Origin of the sequence: Gemmiger gallinarum, assembly GCF_014982805.1 — a bacterium.
In the GTDB taxonomy this organism is placed as follows: Bacteria; Bacillota; Clostridia; order Oscillospirales; family Ruminococcaceae; genus Gemmiger; species Gemmiger gallinarum.
In genome coordinates this window covers 998,338-1,013,177 of record NZ_JADCKC010000001.1, presented here as the reverse complement: position 1 = coordinate 1,013,177, position 14,840 = coordinate 998,338, and the positions used below count along the sequence as shown (strand labels likewise).

Sequence of the window (14,840 nt, the reverse complement as noted above, 5' to 3'; positions counted from 1 at the left end):
GAGAGTGTCCGGAACTTCTGCTGTGTTGTGGGCATGGGGGAGCTCGTTCTCTGGTCAGGCTGTAGGTTTCTTGTTTTTTGCGCTGTAAAGTGCTACCATCAAAATATAATTTGTACTTTTGGCCGCAGATTTTTGATATCCAGATGATAGAAGGTGAAACCATATGGAAAATATGAAATACAGCGATACCGAATTTGCTATATCTTTGAATCCTTGCCAGGTGGTGGCGGAAGTCCACGCCAACGCGGTGGAATTTCCCCGGCGGACTGTGCGGGAGCACATCGAATATGCCCTGGACCACCCGATCGGTGCGGGCCCCATTGAGGATTGCGTCCAGCCGGGGGATAAGGTATGCATCATTATCTCGGATACCACCCGCCGCTGGCAGCAGCCCAGTGCCTATCTGACCATCCTGGTGGAGCGGCTCAATCAGGCGGGCATTCCTGACGAGGATCTTCTCATCCTCTGTGCTACGGGAACCCACCGGAAGCAGACGGAGGCAGAGCACATCTCGCTGGTGGGAGAAAATCTTTACCGCCGCATTCGATTCATCGATCATCAGTGCGACGACAAGGAGCACCTTACTTATATGGGGACTACCACCCGCGGAACGCCGGTCTGGCTGGACAGCTAAGCTCCGGGAAGATATCTATACCGAAGAGGCGGAGTGCGCGATATCCGGGAGCGGGAAAGTGACCGTATATTAGCTGAAAGGAAGAGAATTTATGAGGAAGGTATTACTGCTTATCGTATGCTGCGCCCTTGTATGCAGTTTGAGCGGATGCATCGTTTTCAGGCGGGGATCATCCAATGCATATCGTTCTGATAAAGAATTGGCGGATGAAATGATAGAAAACATTATCGGGTGCGCAGAGAAGGAAGATGCAAAAGCGCTGACGGGATTATTTTCGCAGTATGCCGGGGACAGTACGCTAAACTTAACGGAACAGGCGGAAGAATTCATAGAGTTTTTTCAGGGCGAATGTAAAAGCTGGAAAGGAAATGCAAGTTCCCATGAAAAAAGTGAACACGGAAAAATAACATGGCGGGAATTGAGAGGGCACTATTCGGTTATTACAGATGAAGCACAATATGAAATCGCATATATTTATATTCCTTTTTACAGAGAAGAACCGGATAAAGAAGGGCTTACTGCGATAGAGATCACTACGGAAGAAACTTTTAACAAGGATGAATTTCTCTGGAGTCTGGATCAGAAACCGGGTATCTATGTGACAGAAACCGGGGAAGAGACGTATTCGGAACAGAGGCTGATCACTCCGGAAGAACTGATCCGGGCGGCAGGACTTACAAAAGAACAGTACAGCAAAGTTGATCTGGAACAGTTTATTGAGGATTTTGACATCACGACAGAAGATGTGGATACGCTCAACATACCTTTGCTCCTGGAAGAATACGAACCGGAACGCAAATTCGGCATGTATGATGTAAGTTATCTCATTGAAGACGGCATAGAAGAACGCACATCTGACTTTACGGAAAATGTATATGCTGTCGCTTTTATGGAAAATAAGAACACAAGTACAGAATGTGTATACTATGATCTGTTGGACAGTAAAAGATATCGAACGTCGGATGCGTATCTTTTTGATGACCTCTACCAGATACAGGGCGGATATTATGCGGATGGACAGCAGATCATTGAGGCGTTAGACAAGTATGGTGTTTTTGGCTGGGAATCCGGAACGGGTGAAGAGGAAATTACAGATCCCCAGCATATGGTGCTGGCTGTATTATATGATGACGGAACGGTCTTCCGTGTAGAAGCGTCCGGCTTGTTGTCGCAGGCGCTGCCGGACGAATACGATGAAGTGAAAGAAATGCTTCTGTCAGGAGAATACAGCGGAAGTTAAAAAAGAGTTTTGTTTCAAAGGGGGACGCTATGGATAGAGTGTTTGAAGATGAATTTATGGATGCGCAGTCACGGATTATTTCACTATGTGTCGAATTTGCGGGGAATAGGACTGATAAAGTTTATGCCTATGGCTCTATCGAAGAAAGCAGTATTTCGTTCAATGCATTTTTCAAGATTGATGGTCAGATAAAAACAACAAATAATATAGCTGCCGATCCGGACGCGATATGGGATTTTCTGGATCTTGGGGAAGCGGATCTTGAGAAGATAAGACAAATATGCATACATTACGGAAAACCTGTCCCCACAGAATTAAAAATAATCTATGACTGTAAAAGCGGTAAAATAGACACGGAATATAAGTATGAAAGTATCTGTTCCGCAAAGACGGGGACAGATTCAAGCGAGATTTTTATGAAGTGGTTAGATGAGGTTCGCCAAAGCACATGGAAGAGATAAAACAGCATTGTGAAAAAGTCATACAGATACTCCGTTCCGATTATAGTACGCAGTTACAGTATTCGGGAATAATCAAAAAAATATACGACGTTATGCTGCAGATCATATCCTGCGATAATGTTAATGAACTCCCGGATATCCACTGGAACAGCCTAGCGCGGTGTTTTGCTGACGAAACGACGGATTATCAAAGTCCTGTACTTTTTGAGATAGATAAAATCGCGAAGCTGACAGAGGAAAAATAATGAAACAGTTGAGAAAAACAGAATGGCGGAGAGGATACCCCATTAAGAAAAACCTTGCCCTGTGTGCATGGGGAATGCTGGCGCTCGCAGGCTTCGCCGGGATACTGGCGCGCCCGGAGAATATTCCGTCGCTGGCAGCGTGTGTTCTTGCATTGGCGGGCGCAGTCCTGACGCTGCCGCGCCTGCTCCGATATTATAGAACAACATACCAGAGTCTGCCCGCTCTGAACAGGCGGTTTACAAAAGAAGAGCAGGAGGAGCTGATCGAATGTGAAAATTTTGAGACGATCACCGAGTTAAAGTCAGGATCGCTGCGGCGGACAGATTTTGCTGAAAGTGCCTGCTGGCTCCGGATCAATGGAAGATATGTTCCGAAAGAACTTGTGATCTTATGAGAATGACAGAGTTGTAGAAACTGAATTCTTGAAAACATTCTTGAATCACATTTCGATACAGAAAGATATTTGCAGGAAACGGACGATAAAGTTATTGAGCAAGATTGAGTGATTTTAGGAGTGAGATTTATGAGGATTACAGACATTTTTGATGCGGTAAGAGACGCAACTTATTCGGACTTCCGGAAGTTTTATACAGGTGATCCGAATCTATTCCATAAGTATACAGGATTAAGTTTGTTTCAGTTACTGTTTGTCAATGACCACAACACAGACGAAAAAATAAAGATGATTCGATTTTTAATATCTGAGGGGGCGGATGTTAACTTTAAAAGTCCAAAAGATCAAAGAAATGCACTGCATATATTTTACTTTTCGGTTATGAGGCCCGATCCACAGTACATATTAAAAGTAACTCAGCTGCTGGTTGAGGCTGGGGTGAACATAAACGCCAAAGACAAATATGGGGCAATTCCACTTAATTATGCGATTACTGTTGTAAAGCTGCCGACAGAGACGGCTATGCCGGTATATCAATATTTAATAGATCACGGTTCAAATATCTATGAAAAAGACAATTTTGGGAAAGCATGCATTGATTATGCAAAGGAATTTTCATGGAGAAATGATCTTGTAAGTCTAATGGAGGGAACCGAATCATGAGCAAAGTGAGAAGAAAAATAACAAAATATGAGATCATTCTCTGTGTTCTTGTACTGGCGGTCATAGTTGCCGGTCTGCTTCTGCCTAAGACAGGAGAGCTGGTGTTACTGGATGAATTCTGCAATATATCCGTCATATGGATCGTGTGCATCTATGTGGTCGTGCGGGTCATACATAACTGGAAAACAGGGGAAAAAAGTAACAAAACAGCAGGAGTGATCATCGCGGTTTTCTGTGCGGCAGTCTGCATGTGGTTTACGAAGGATTTTGCCGCTGATCTGGCGTCGGGTACGAAGACGGTCACGCTGACAGATATAGAAGTAAGTGAAACACAAGCGCATACCAGCATTTTTTCGCATCATTATTATCTGATGGGGACGGATTCTCAGGGATTAAGGACCCGTGTGGAAATATCAGCAGATGACTATACGATGATGAGCCAGACAGGAAATGGAACTGCGGTTCTTGTGTATTATGAGCATACCGGACGGGCTGTGTCGGCACGCTGAGAGGAAGTTATTGCTACGACAGCATAAGGGAAGTGGTACGCAGGGTTAATCGAAACACCGGGATAATGGAGTCCTTCTTCTCCACTCTGAAGCAGGAAGAACTGTACCGGAGCTCCTACCGGTCTGAAAACGAATTCAAGAAAAGGGTTTCCGAATATATGAAGTTCTACAACAAACTCAACACGCTTGGACAAAGCTATCACCAAGTGCAACAATGATTCATCGAAATTATGGGCAAGTTATACCAACTATTCCATATCCATCAGACCGTCAAGAAATCCAAGCATTTCTCCTGGGATTGTGGACGCTGCTGACGACCTGTGAGCACGACCTGATTCATGGGGAACCGCCTCTGGTTCTTTCAGGATTTCTCGCAGGATATTTTCAAACTCTTTCTGCGATTCAAGGCGTATGATGGCCCACGCTATGTAGTCGTTTTTCTGCCCAGCAGGGCAGGTCTGGAGATACGCCCAGGCACGCTGGTGAAGATCCGAATGAGGGTTAGGACGGAAGAGGAACTGCTGCCTTTTCATCGCTGTTCCTCACGGCCCGACATTTGGCCCAAAATCCGTTCATAGCCCTCGGCGTTCACCTTATCGTCCCCGATCAGAAAAGCCCGACAAAGGCCGTCACGTTCGCTCACGTTGCGCATGACGGTCGCGGCACCTCCTCCCATCAGAATCACGGGCAGAGTTCGCAGGTCAAACCCTGCTTCCATTGCCGCCGAAATGAGTCGCTCAGTGTAGAGCCGGCCCTGCCGCTGAATCAGCTTTCGTGCCTCCTCATCCATACTGCAGGGCTTGCCGGCAAGGATCCGTTCCACCTGGGCGTCCGTAACAGACAGGCCGGTATCCCGACGAACCTGCTCCTGGATCTCATCCATGCAGCGGATCATGCCAAGTTCCAGACTGCGGCAGGTGGCTGCATTAGGGACGTTGTTGTCCAGTCGCATAAGATCCACCGTCCATCCGCCGATGTCCATGAGGAGCACAGACGGCTCATCCTTCACCAGCTCAGGATGAATAGCGATGGCGGAGTAGCCCTGGGGGAACAGTTTCACGCTTTCGATTTTGACTTTGTAGCGTTCCCCTTCGAACAGGAAGTTGACCGGCTGACCATTGCGCAGCAGATATTCGGTGAACGGCTTCTTGTCTCGACCGTACCGTGCGAGAGGCAGGCCAGCAGCCAGCGTCACGGAGCTCTCCGCCGGCAGGCCCCGACAGCGGAGCTCCATGGCGATGGCGGCCAAGGTCAGAATGTAGTAGTTGTCGTTGACGGTCTTGTCACGCAGGATCGGCTGCCGGCCGGTGCCGCAGACATAGTATTTGCCCCCAATCTGGAGGGTGTTCTTCAGGGTGTAGGGTTCATGGGTGTACGCTGTCACACCGGCTGGGAACGAGAAATGCCTGGTTTTGATGGCGTAGTACCCGTGGTCAATGCCCATGATCATGGTTTCAAGTCCTTTCTGGCATTTGCCTTTATTTCTGTGTTTTTTCTTTCGGCCCCGGCCCATCTTATCTGGCCCTTCTTACGCTGGGAGCCTGGGGTTCCCTGCAGTACTCCGGGTACCGAAGCCGAACCGCTTCCAGCATGAAGGCTGCATCGGATGTGCCGAACAGATCATAGGGGGTCGCATAGCCGTCGCTGTTCCAGCCGTTCCACAAATTGAAGGCCAGCCGGGTCAAACACGTACTGCCGCTGGTCTGCCAACCTTTGTTCAGCCCCTCCGGCCGGATCACATCCTCCTGAAAATCGAAGACATCCTCGATGTGATTCCGGGTGTCGCCGCTGATGCCCATGGTGTAAAAGAATGCCTTGTGGTAGGGATCAAGGCTGCCGATCCGGGCGAGGCACTGCTCATAGAATTTCTCGTGTTCTCTGTTTTTGAATTTAATCGACATTTTGTTCCTCCTTCTGGTTCTGTTGTTCAAGGAAATCACCGGCTGGGAAAGACGATGACTCCCATTTCGGCATTGATGTTTGCTTTGCTGGCTGGGCTGTGAGAGTATGTAGCCTGTAGGCATTTATATCTTCTTCCCAGCAGGTAAGTGTATCCTGGGGGGAGAGTGTGAGAGGGGGGAGAAGCTGCGTCCCCTTCCTCGAAAACAGGTAAAAGGCGCACTTTCCCCTGGGCGTGACGAGGAATTTCTGCCCAAGCCCGATGAAGTTTTCGGAAAATAAAAAAAGCGCCTGCTTGGATTAATCCAATACAGACGCTACGCAGCTTTTCCGCTGTGTTGTTGTCTAAGTAATTAGAGCGTTTCTTTTTCTTTGACGAAGCGCAAAGCTACATTTACTACCACAAGAGCATACGTTATCCATGCTGAAATTTCAAACTTAGCAAAGAACTTATCAAATGTCCATGCGCTATCCCCAAAGATGCCAAAAACTGCATGAAGAACACTATGTGCCCAATAGCCATCGTGATAGCTTGCTGCTGTATTAAAAAGGCAACTCAGCCCCAAGTCAACTGTGCAGAATAGCGAAATCAAAAAAAGAATAACCGCTATTGTCTTGATGATTTTCAACTTTTTCATATAGCCCTCCCATAAATGTGAATTTTAGGATTCAGTTTTAGATGAAGCTCATAGAAGAGTTCACCAATCGGCTGGCGTAACCTTTTACAAGACAGAGGCAAAAGCACAGGCAGCATACTGCGCACCAGGAGTATTAGTTTGTCAGACCTCTTTTGCGAAGGTGCTTCTGCGGTGCTTGAAGGATCAGGCGTTGAAATCGGCAAAGAAGAATTGGCACATCCAGTTAAAGCAAATAGGGCAATGACAACAAGCACAGCTTTTTCGCCGTATGTATCACTCTGTTTCTCTCAAAAGTTTTTTACAAATTTAATGAAATCATCACGCTATAGGTCGAAAATATGTTATATTTATTATAAATGATGTTTTTTTCTTTGTAAATATCGGAAATGTTATCGTTCACTTATGCATGATGCTTGGTTTGAGGAGTAGGAATTTGTTTACGGAGGGAAGAACTATGAGAATAGCTGTGCGATTGCTTATCTTTTTTTTAATTGTGTATTCTTTATGCAGTTGTCAAAGCATCACAGAATCTGATAGCTATGCGTCCAGTTTTCCCGAATCCACATCCGATTTCTCTGAACCAGATTCCGATAATCAGGAAGAAGTTAAATCCATCTATCAACTCAACAAGCCCTTGATGGAGAATGATGCTTTTTTTGAAATTGAGACTCTGGATCTGCCGTCCGAAATCAATGGCATGAAGCTTGCTCCGTCCAACATCCTGTCCAAAACGCAGCTTTTGGTTCTTCTTTATGAAGAATACACCGTGCCGGTCATCAAAGAAGCGGGGGTCTATGAACTGACCAGTGGAGAATACAGTTTTTCCTTTGCCGTAGACGAGGGTAAGGCAATCTCCATAGAATGGGCAGCAGATGATCTTGTGGTATACAAGGAAACGGATTCTGCCAGCAATGAAGCCAGCCTGCATTGTTTCCGGCTGAGTACCGGGGAGAATCTTGTGGTTCACCAATTTTCCCAAGGATACAGCGACACATCAGCTTTACATAACCAAGTGGTCAGCTATAACGGAAAAATTTACTTTGATGATATTGTGACCCAGGAGGGAAAATTGGTCGGGGTCAATCTGTTAGAATATAATCTGGAAACCCGGGAAGCGGCTCTTTTCAAGGAGAATGCTCAAAATCCGTTGTTGCTTGATTCCGGGCTGGCCTATATCACTAAAGATGAAGCTGCCGGGGCATATTTTGTGGAATCCTCCCGGAAGGAAGAGAGAATCCCCTTGGGGCAGGGAATCAGTGGCCTTACTTCCGCTTCAGACGAGCTGTATTCTATCAACAACAGTGCCAACGATCCCGAAACAGGACGGACCATCTGGAGCCTTGATAGTCTGTTGGCAGAGGAAGAACTGCTCTTTTCCTCAAATGTTATAGATCGGCCGGCTGCCAATCGGTCTGTCGTGACGTGGAGAAACTTCACTCCCGAACGGCCAATCATCTATCTGCGGGAATCAGACTGCTTCGCTGTGCTTTTAGAAGACGAAACCGCTTACAACACATATCTGCTGGGAGACGAATGGGGAATCCTGATCTGCAGCCATGACGATGCACCCACCACGTATTATAAATTCTCGCTAATAACTGAAAAATAGAATGGTAAAACCATTATGCGCATGTTTACGAATTGGTGGGAGAAAGGAAAAAGATACCATGCTTAAATCATTTGTAACATTGATAATTACCCTTATCGTGGGAGTTGTATTCATGGCAATAGGGAACGATTTCTTTAATGGATTTACTGACATTGGCGTAATCTTTGCTGTTGCCGTAGCAGGGGCATTGATCGTGTTTTTTAATGAGCAGAAAGGAAAATAAAGGGTCTGCTGAATAATCAGAAAATTAAAAATTGCTTGTGAAGAAAAGCGCCTGCTGGGAGAAATCCAATGCAGGCGCTTAAAAATGTCGTAATTTTACATTTTCGGCATCCTAAACAAATAATAGCCGATTTTTTCTACATAAAATTTTCTTAGAAAAAGCGATAGTGTGGGGCTGACTGGGGTGAGAGAACTGGCTTCTCATGATTTTTTGAAAAATTCATAATTTGTTTACAATTTTGGCGGGTCAAAAACCAGAAAAAGCGATCCAAACCGGTCTGAAAATGGCCCAAAATGGGTAGTCGTTAGTTCAACTCCTCACCAATGCCTGAAATAGGCGAAAAATATCTTTCAAACTGACCCCCAATTTTGGGTACGAAAAAGCCCGCAAACGGCTTGTTTGCGGGCTTTTTCGGCCTTATATCTTTTTTGTTAAGGCAACTTGGTTGCGGAGGCAGGATTTGAACCTACGACCTTCGGGTTATGAGCCCGACGAGCTACCGGACTGCTCCACTCCGCGATATCTCATCCGCTCGGCAGGTGCCGTATCAGATGCTGCCTATATAATATACCTCAATCCAAATCTGTTGTCAATAGTTTTTTGAAATTTTTTTCGATAACGGCTTTCTGCCATTCCGTTGGTTGAAAGTATGGTGTGGAAAAGGCAAAAACAAAAAAACAACCGCCCGAATTCGAGCGGTTGTTTTGGCGGAGTAAGAGAGATTTGAACTCTCGCGGCCCTTTCGGACCCTACGCCCTTAGCAGGGGCGCCTCTTCGACCTCTTGAGTATTACTCCACAGCAGTCAAAGTGATCAAAATATTCACTTGTCTGTATCAATAATGGCGGAGAGGGTGGGATTCGAACCCACGGCGCATTGCTGCGTCACTGGTTTTCAAGACCAGCTCCATAAACCACTCGGACACCCCTCCACAGTGGCACGCCATTCAGATGCGAGATATAGTTTATCACAGGTCCCGCCGATTGTCAAGCCCTGCGGTCGAAAAAACTGCAAAACTTTTGCAGGATCCTCCATCGCGGGCTTTGGATTGACAAGCCGCAGCCCGGCATGCTATATGATAGGTAATATCATCCCGGAACCGGCCGGAAAGGAGAATCTCTATGAATCACATCCAACGCCGCGACGCCGAACTGCCCTATATTTCCGATGCCTCCGTCATGGAGGAGCAGCGGGTCTGCCACCGAATCCTCCAGCGTCTGAACACGGTTGACCGCTCGGAGTTCGAGCAGATCGCCGCTATTGTCAAAGAGCTGCTGCCGGGCGCGGAGAACGCCATGATCAACCCGCCGTTCTACTGCGACTATGGTACCCACATTTCGGTTGGCAAAAACTTTTTTGCCAACTACAACTGCACCATCATTGACGTGGCAAAGGTGACCATCGGGGACAACTGTCAGTTTGCCCCCAATGTTTCCATCTACACGGCAGGGCATCCCATCCACCCGGCGGTGCGCAACACACTGTATGAGTACGGCATCAGCGTCACGGTGGGGGATAACGTCTGGATCGGCGGCAACAGCGTCATCCTGCCCGGGGTACACATCGGCAGCAATGTGGTGATCGGTGCGGGCAGTGTGGTCACAAAGGACATCCCCGACTGGTGCCTGGCCGCGGGCAATCCCTGCCGGGTCATCCGCAAAATCACCGAGGCCGACCGGGAGTTCTACTACAAGGACCGCCGCTTTGACGCCGAGTCCTGGGCGGATATCTGCCGCATGCTGGGCTGAGCATATCACAGATAAAAAGCATTGGGACGGCGCAGACTGCACAGGGGATGCAGCTTCTGCGCTGTTTTTTGCTGGACCTCGGGAGGCAGTACCCGCACATGGGAGGGACAGGCGGCGGTGCAGGCCATGCACATGGCGCAGAGATCCTCCCTGGTCCGGACGCCTTCGGCGGTGACGGTGATGGCTTTGGTGGGGCAGACCGCGGCGCAGCGGCCGCACCGGGTGCAGCCTTCCAGTGTGATAGGCGCCGTCAGGGAAGCCATGCCCTGCTTGTAAGGCCGGTTGCCGGGCACCTGAGGCGCCGTGGTGTCACCACGCCCGGCCTTGTCCAGCACTCTCGCTGCAAAGGCGGCGATCTCCGCCAGGTCGTCGGCATCGGGACGGCCGGGGCCCAGCTCCGGCACAATAGAATGTTGGGCAATGCAGGCGCCCGAGGCAATGACCTGAAAGCCGTCGGCCGCCGCAATATCGTTGAGCTCCAGCAAAGCGTCCTCAAAGGCGCGGGTGCCGTAAACCGCCAGCGTCACGGCGGGAAGACCGTGACCTTTCAGAGCGGCCAGACGGCGGGCGGCAATGCCGGGCAGCCGTCCCCCGAAGACAGGGGCCGCCAGCACGGCAATGTCGGTATCCTCCGGTTGAGCGGGCATCTCCGGTGCGCAGAGCCCCACCACCGTCACCGAGGCGGCAATGGCGCGGCAGAAGGCCTCACCCGTACGGCGGGTGCCGCCGGTAGGACTGAAATCGTACAAGACCGCATGTTCAAACATGACTGTGACTCCTCCCGTTTGGATGGAATTTCTCTGCGGTAATTATACCGCTCTTTTCCCGGAATGAAAAGCAATGGGGAATGTTTTTGCACAGCAGACAAAAAATTGACAGTGCAAAATCAATTTGTTATCATAAAACAGAAATCTCTTTCCGAGGTAACGGCTATGCGCCGGAAGGGATGGCACCGCACAGAAGCTGTACGGGTTTGATTTTTTTGCTGCAGCCTGCCTTTATGCGCGGTTCCATAAGAAAACAAAGTCGCAAAATTCTAACTGCAAGGCGGCATTTGCCGCGTTATCGGGCTTTGCATTCCACCAAGGAGTGCTGCAGCCCTCTGCCTTGCATCTGCCGCCATGCAGCGATTTTGCGATGCTTCGCAGTTCTTGCAGAACCTTTGTTTTCTTATGTCACTCGCGCTTTGGGGGCTGCTTTTTTGCGCCCTGCCGCCGGCAAGGCCCGGCCGCAGAGCAGGTTTTGAGAGAGGAGCGTTTTGTGTGGAAAAGAAGCGGTTCAACGGAGCAAGATGGGGAATTTACATTCTGGGGATGGTGCTGCTGGCCATGGGCATTACCATGAATTCCCTCACGGGGCTGGGGGCTTCCGCCATTGTGTCGGTGCCTTTCACGGTCAGCGAGGCCACCGGCCTCAGCTTCGGTGATCTGACCCTGATCGTTTATATCCTCTTTGTGGGGGCGGAGTTTGTTATTATGGGCAAAAAAAGCAGCTGGACTTATCTGCTGCAGATCCCTCTCAGCATTGTATTTACCCGCATCATGAACCTGATCAAGGCGGTTCTGCCCTATGAAAGCGGCAATCTGCCGGTGGATCTGCTGGTGCTGGTCATCGCCATCATCCTGACGGGTGTGGGGGCTGCCATGACGGTGGATATGGCCCTGATCCCCAACCCCGGCGATGGCATTGTAGCCAGCATCTCCGCCCGCAGCGGCAGGGAACTGGGGCTCTGCAAGAACATCCTGGACCTCTGCTGTGTCTGCTGCTCCCTGATCATCGGGGCCGTCATGGGCAACCCGCTCATGGGCGTCGGCCTGGGTACCTTCATCTCCATGATCGGCGTGGGGCGGGTGATCGCGGTTTTCAACGCGCTGGCCCGCACCGGGCTGCGCCGTATGGCGGGCCTGGAAACCGCCGAGCAGAAGGCCTGAGCCGCACAAAGGCGTTAGCATGAAAAAACCGTCCCCGGTACGCAGCGTACCGGGGACGGTTTTGTATCTGAAGAGGGATCAGACGCGCGGAGTGATGGCAAAGACGCGGCAGGGCAGGCCGGTGGCGCCGTCAATGTTCGCCCAGGAGACCACGGCAACGGCACCGGCGGGAGCAACTTTGTCCAGATTGGCCAGCAGTTCCACCTGCAAATGGCCGGCGGACAGAACATAGCGCTCGGCAGCCAGGTCACCGGCAGCGGCGGCCAGCTGGGAGGCGTCGGTATCCAGTGTTTCGTGGCCGTTCATGGCAATGTCCCGCTCCTCATAGAGGAAGCGCAGGGCATCCACCGACCAGCCGGGGAAGTTGTCGGCACCATTTTCGTCGGTGCCGGACAGGTTGCCCATATCCGGCCAGCGGCGGGCCCAGTCGGTGCGCAGGGCAACAAAGGCGCCTGCGGGGATGCGGCCGTATCGGGTTTCATAGTCCAGGATGTCCTGGATAGTCACCGCGTAGTGGGGGTCAGCCTTGACCTTGCCGGTGATGTCGATGACACACAGGGGATACAGCATGCTGTGCACGCCGTACTTTTCAGACAGGGCGGCATCGCGCACAAAATGGCCGGGGAAATCGATGTGCGTGCCGAACTGGCCCGGGAACTTGAAAGTCTGAATCAGGCAGTCGAGCATCTCGTTGCCCCAGTCGTAAACTGTTTTGGCCAGTTCCACCGAACCGGCAGGAATGCCGCTCCACACCGGGCTGTTGTTGTCCAGCGAGTGGGTCAGGTCGACCCAGGCATAGTTGGGCGAGCGCAGCTCGTCCAGAACGTCCCACAGATGATACTCTGCCATGATAAAACCCTCCATTTTTCGATTGATTTTGCCGGATGTGATTTTCAGTATATAGGAAATGCTATTTTCTGGCAAGAAAAAAATCTGTGACAGACGCCCCTCCTCTTGCGAAAGCCGTCGGCAGGGCCTATGATAGAAGTCGGCCGGGACGGCGGAACCGTCCCCAACAGGCCGGACAACGACCATATAAAAGAGGAGGTGCCGCGCAGATGAATGGCGCAGCAACGCAAAACAACAGCCCCACAGGGCGGGAGGTGTGCCTGTGAGCGGCGGAGCAGCGCGCTCGCTGACCAGCGGGCCCATCACCTCCACGCTGCTGCGGTTTGCCCTTCCCATGATGCTGGGAGATCTGCTGCAGCAGCTGTATAATATTGCGGATACCCTCATTGTAGGCCGGTTCGTGGGCGCCAATGCCCTGGCGGCGGTAGGGTCCGCCTACACCCTCATGACCTTTCTGACCTCCATTCTGCTGGGACTGTCCATGGGCAGCGGAGTGGCGGTGTCCATCTCCTTCGGACGGGGAGAACAGGACCGTATGCGGCGGGAGGTTTTTCTCTCCTTCTGCATGATCGGGCTGACGGCGCTGGTGCTCAACATCGGAACCTTTACCCTGACCGATCCCATTCTCGCGCTGCTGCAGGTCCCCGCGGAAATCTGGGACCTGATGCGGGATTATCTGGTGGTGATTTTCCTGGGGATCGGCGGGACTTTTTTCTACAATTATTATGCCTGCCTGCTGCGGGCAGTGGGGGACTCGGTGCGGCCGCTGGTTTTTCTGGGGGCGGCAGCCCTCCTCAACATTGTGCTGGACATTGCCTTTGTGCTGGGGCTCAATGCCGGGGTCGCCGGTGCGGCATGGGCGACGGTCATTGCCCAGTGGCTGTCGGGGCTTGGTCTGTGCGCCTATGCCCTTCTGACCCGCCCCGACCTGCGGGTGCGGCGCAGGGACATGCGCTGGGACAAGGCCTGTGCGGGCCATGTGTTCCGTCTGTCTTTTGTGACGGGGGCCCAGCAGTCCATTATGAACTTCGGCATTCTGATGGTCCAGGGCCGGGTCAACAGCTTCGGGGCCGAAGTCATGGCGGCATTTGCGGCGGCGGTCAAGATCGACTCCTTCGCCTATATGCCGGTGCAGGATTTCGGCAATGCCTTCTCCACCTTCATTGCCCAGAACTATGGCGCGGGCCGGCATGACCGAATTCGCCGGGGGACCCGCAGCGCCATCCTGACCAGCATGCTGTTCGGGGCGGCGGTGAGCGCGGTGGTGTTTGTCTTTGCCCAGCCGCTCATGCTGATCTTCGTGCAGCCGGAGGAAACGGGCATTCTGGGGATCGGCGTGCAGTATCTGCGCACCGAGGGGGCTTTCTACTGCCTGATCGCCCTGCTGTTTCTGCTCTACGGTTTCTACCGGGCCATTGAGCGCCCCGGCATGTCGGTGGTGCTGACGGTGATTTCTCTGGGGCTGCGTGTAGTATTGGCCTATGCCCTGTCTGCCATTCCGGCATTGGGCGCGGCGGGGATCTGGGTGTCCATTCCCATCGGCTGGGCCATCGCCGACCTGACGGGATGCTTGCCCATGGCGGTGTTCTTCCGAAAACTGCCGAGGGACAAAGCCGCAGAATAACAGCAAATTTTTCTTCCCCCGGGGACACGGCCGGACATCGGCTGTGCCCCGGGGGATGCTGTTTGCCGGGAAAATATTGAAACAAATTCAGGCTTTTGTACTAATTTCAAGAAATAATTGGGAGTAAGAGCAAATTTTGATAAAGACTTTGAAATAAAAAAGTGATATAATAC

General features: G+C 51.0%; 16 protein-coding genes and 3 tRNA genes. 11 read left to right on the top strand and 8 right to left on the bottom strand.

The window, feature by feature from the left end; translation table 11 throughout:
* The first annotated feature begins 163 nt into the window (after positions 1-163).
* The 7 genes from INF35_RS04720 (at position 164) to INF35_RS14095 (ending at position 4,365) form a co-directional block, all read left to right on the top strand.
* Positions 164-634, top strand: a complete 471-nt coding sequence (locus INF35_RS04720; protein WP_235983101.1) for a lactate racemase domain-containing protein — start codon at positions 164-166, stop codon at positions 632-634.
* Positions 635-725: 91 nt separating this feature from the next.
* Positions 726-1,874, top strand: coding sequence for a DUF5104 domain-containing protein (locus INF35_RS04715; RefSeq protein WP_193500346.1), 1,149 nt, complete (start codon positions 726-728; stop codon positions 1,872-1,874).
* A gap of 29 nt (positions 1,875-1,903) precedes the next feature.
* Positions 1,904-2,335: a hypothetical protein gene (locus INF35_RS04710; protein WP_193500345.1), complete on the top strand. Its 432-nt coding sequence runs from the start codon at positions 1,904-1,906 to the stop codon at positions 2,333-2,335.
* Between the two features lie 244 nt (positions 2,336-2,579).
* Entirely contained in the window at positions 2,580-2,975 is a 396-nt protein-coding gene (locus INF35_RS04705; protein ID WP_193500344.1) for a hypothetical protein, read from the top strand.
* A 129-nt stretch (positions 2,976-3,104) separates the two neighbouring features.
* Positions 3,105-3,638 carry a hypothetical protein gene (locus INF35_RS04700; protein ID WP_087183219.1) on the top strand — a complete coding sequence of 178 codons (534 nt, stop codon included), beginning with the start codon at positions 3,105-3,107 and terminating at the stop codon, positions 3,636-3,638.
* On the top strand, positions 3,635-4,147 hold the full coding sequence (locus tag INF35_RS04695; protein WP_070087484.1) for a hypothetical protein: 513 nt from the start codon (positions 3,635-3,637) through the stop codon (positions 4,145-4,147). The genes INF35_RS04700 and INF35_RS04695 overlap by 4 nt, the downstream gene beginning before the upstream one ends.
* A 65-nt stretch (positions 4,148-4,212) precedes the next feature.
* Complete coding sequence (locus INF35_RS14095; protein ID WP_407925634.1) at positions 4,213-4,365, top strand: IS3 family transposase; 153 nt, start codon at positions 4,213-4,215, stop codon at positions 4,363-4,365.
* Between the two features lie 311 nt (positions 4,366-4,676).
* Here the strand turns inward: INF35_RS14095 and INF35_RS04685 are convergent, their stop codons facing one another.
* The 3 genes from INF35_RS04685 to INF35_RS04675 form a co-directional block, all read right to left on the bottom strand.
* On the bottom strand, positions 4,677-5,597 hold the full coding sequence (locus tag INF35_RS04685; protein WP_193500342.1) for a ParM/StbA family protein: 921 nt from the start codon (positions 5,595-5,597) through the stop codon (positions 4,677-4,679).
* Positions 5,598-5,661: 64 nt separating this feature from the next.
* On the bottom strand, positions 5,662-6,048 hold the full coding sequence (locus INF35_RS04680) for a DUF6075 family protein (RefSeq protein WP_193500341.1): 387 nt from the start codon (positions 6,046-6,048) through the stop codon (positions 5,662-5,664).
* A gap of 351 nt (positions 6,049-6,399) precedes the next feature.
* Positions 6,400-6,684 (bottom strand): hypothetical protein, encoded by a 285-nt coding sequence (locus INF35_RS04675; protein WP_193500340.1) that lies wholly within the window; start codon positions 6,682-6,684, stop codon positions 6,400-6,402.
* A 454-nt stretch (positions 6,685-7,138) separates the two neighbouring features.
* Here INF35_RS04675 and INF35_RS04670 point away from each other — a divergent pair, with 454 nt between their 5' ends.
* Complete coding sequence (locus INF35_RS04670) at positions 7,139-8,293, top strand: hypothetical protein (protein WP_193500339.1); 1,155 nt, start codon at positions 7,139-7,141, stop codon at positions 8,291-8,293.
* Between the two features lie 665 nt (positions 8,294-8,958).
* On the opposite strand, the gene INF35_RS04665 is transcribed toward INF35_RS04670, so the two are convergent.
* The 3 genes from INF35_RS04665 to INF35_RS04655 all read right to left on the bottom strand — a co-directional run bounded on the left by INF35_RS04665 (position 8,959) and on the right by INF35_RS04655 (position 9,446).
* Positions 8,959-9,035: transfer RNA gene (locus INF35_RS04665), tRNA-Met, on the bottom strand.
* A 186-nt stretch (positions 9,036-9,221) separates the two neighbouring features.
* Positions 9,222-9,312: transfer RNA gene (locus INF35_RS04660), tRNA-Ser, on the bottom strand.
* A 45-nt stretch (positions 9,313-9,357) separates the two neighbouring features.
* A tRNA-Ser gene (locus tag INF35_RS04655) sits at positions 9,358-9,446 on the bottom strand.
* Positions 9,447-9,636: 190 nt separating this feature from the next.
* On the opposite strand from INF35_RS04655, the gene INF35_RS04650 reads away from it, so the two are divergent.
* On the top strand, positions 9,637-10,263 hold the full coding sequence (locus INF35_RS04650) for a sugar O-acetyltransferase (protein WP_193500338.1): 627 nt from the start codon (positions 9,637-9,639) through the stop codon (positions 10,261-10,263).
* Between the two features lie 5 nt (positions 10,264-10,268).
* Here INF35_RS04650 and INF35_RS04645 read toward each other — a convergent pair whose 3' ends face one another.
* The gene (locus INF35_RS04645) at positions 10,269-11,030 is read right to left on the bottom strand and encodes a 4Fe-4S binding protein (protein WP_235983100.1); all 762 of its coding nucleotides are present in this window, start codon (positions 11,028-11,030) and stop codon (positions 10,269-10,271) included.
* 495 nt (positions 11,031-11,525) lie between these two features.
* On the opposite strand from INF35_RS04645, the gene INF35_RS04640 reads away from it, so the two are divergent.
* Positions 11,526-12,194 carry a YczE/YyaS/YitT family protein gene (locus tag INF35_RS04640; protein ID WP_328740383.1) on the top strand — a complete coding sequence of 223 codons (669 nt, stop codon included), beginning with the start codon at positions 11,526-11,528 and terminating at the stop codon, positions 12,192-12,194.
* 78 nt (positions 12,195-12,272) lie between these two features.
* Here the strand turns inward: INF35_RS04640 and INF35_RS04635 are convergent, their stop codons facing one another.
* Positions 12,273-13,043 (bottom strand): cyclase family protein, encoded by a 771-nt coding sequence (locus INF35_RS04635; protein WP_193500337.1) that lies wholly within the window; start codon positions 13,041-13,043, stop codon positions 12,273-12,275.
* A gap of 262 nt (positions 13,044-13,305) precedes the next feature.
* Here INF35_RS04635 and INF35_RS04630 point away from each other — a divergent pair, with 262 nt between their 5' ends.
* On the top strand, positions 13,306-14,667 hold the full coding sequence (locus tag INF35_RS04630; protein WP_328740382.1) for an MATE family efflux transporter: 1,362 nt from the start codon (positions 13,306-13,308) through the stop codon (positions 14,665-14,667).
* Positions 14,668-14,840 lie beyond the last annotated feature (173 nt).